We start from the raw sequence: 1,684 nt of genomic DNA, 5'->3' as shown, positions 1-1,684 counted from the left end.
GGGTGCGGCTCTGTTGCGGGGAGCCCTTGGATGATGATTCGCAGGTGCGGGACGGCATGAGGAGGGCTCTTCCTCGTTGATCAAGGTGTTCTACGCCGTGATCGCAAAGAAAGAGCCCGATGGAAGCCTACGCAACTGCCGCGCCGCTGGACGTCTTCGCCGACTCGCGGGCAAGGTTCGAGTCGCTGGTCGCGATGCTGTCCGGGGCCGAGGCACGCGCTGGCACCCACGGCGAGCTGGAAGAACGTCTGCACGCCGACGGCACGGCACTGCTGCGGTGCCTGTTCCAGGATCACCTGCGCTTGCGGGCGTTGCAGGAACAGCGGGTTGACGCGGTCACGGGCTCCGACGGCGTGGTCCGCACCCGGGCCGAGCGGGGTCGCACGCGGGCGCTGGCGACGGTGTTCGGTGAGGTCGAGGTGGAACGGATCGTCTACCGGGCGCCTGGGGTGCCGGGCCTGACCCCGCGGACATGGCGTTGTCGCTGCCACGCGAGAAACACTCCCATGGCCTGCGCAGGCGCGCGGCCGTCGAGGCGGTGCGCGGATCCTTCGACGACGCTCGAGCCGCGATCGCCCGCTCCTGCGGCAGCGCGCCGGGCAAGCGGCAGGTCGAAGAGCTCGTCCAGCGCGCCGCGATGGATGTGGACGACTTCTACTGCCACCAGCGGCCCGAGCCCGCGGAGGCGGACACGCTGCTGGTGCTCACCCTCGACGCGAAAGGCATTGTCATGCTGCCCGCCGACCTGCGCGAAGCCACCCGCCGCAACGCCGCCAGGAAGGACGCCGCGGGCGGACAGCGGCTGGACTCGCGCCTGTCCAGCGGGGAGAAGCGCGGCCGCAAGCGGATGGCCGAAGTCGCCGCCGTCTACGACGCCCACCCAGTTGTGCGCACGCCCCTGGACATCATCCCGGCCACCACCCTGGACCGCGAGGACAAGGTCAAGGGCCCAGTGGCGACAGGGAAGTGGGTGACCGCGAGCGTCCGGGACTCCTGCAAGGACGTGGTCGCGGCCGTCTTCGACGAGGCCGAGCGGCGCGACCCCGGGCGTACCCGGACCTGGGTGGTTCTGGTGGACGGCGCGCAGTACCAGCTGGAGGTGATCCGGGCCGAGGCTGCCCGCCGCGAGGTGGCCGTGCACATCGTGTGCGACATCGTGCATGTCCTCGAGTACCTGTGGAAGGCCGCTTGGTGCTTCTTCCCACCCGGGGACCGGGCCGCGGAGGCATGGGTCGGCGAGCAGGCCCGCCGCATCCTGGCAGGCAAGGCGGTCAAGGTCGCCGCCGCGATCCGCCAGAAGGCGACCCTGGCCAAGCTGTCCCCGTCCAAGCGCGCAGGCGCGGACACCTGCGCCGGCTATCTGCACGCCAAGGCCCCGTACCTCGACTACGGGCGGGCACTGGCCGCGGGCTGGCCGATCGCCACCGGCATCGTGGAAGGCGCCTGCCGCTACCTGGTCAAGGACCGCATGGACATCACCGGAGCCCGATGGAGCCTGGCCGGCGCCGAAGCCGTCCTCAAGCTCCGCGCAGTACACGCCAGCGGCGACTTCGACGCCTACTGGAGCTACCACCTACAACGCGAACACCTGCGTATCCACACCATCCGCTACCGAGACGCCCTCACCCTCGCAGCCTGATCAACGACTCCCCGCAACAGAGCCGCACCCATCTCGGTTTCAACA

Annotated in this window: 1 pseudogene; it reads left to right on the top strand. The window is 70.1% G+C overall.

The features are described from left to right. Positions 1 to 119: 119 nt before the first annotated feature. Positions 120 to 1,639: pseudogene (locus tag ACH4YL_RS40720) on the top strand (ISKra4 family transposase). Positions 1,640 to 1,684: the final 45 nt, after the last annotated feature.

This window comes from Streptomyces sp. NPDC020681, from assembly GCF_044334895.1.
In the GTDB taxonomy this organism is placed as follows: domain Bacteria; phylum Actinomycetota; class Actinomycetes; order Streptomycetales; family Streptomycetaceae; genus Streptomyces.
This window is presented reverse-complemented; position numbering and strand designations above follow the sequence as displayed.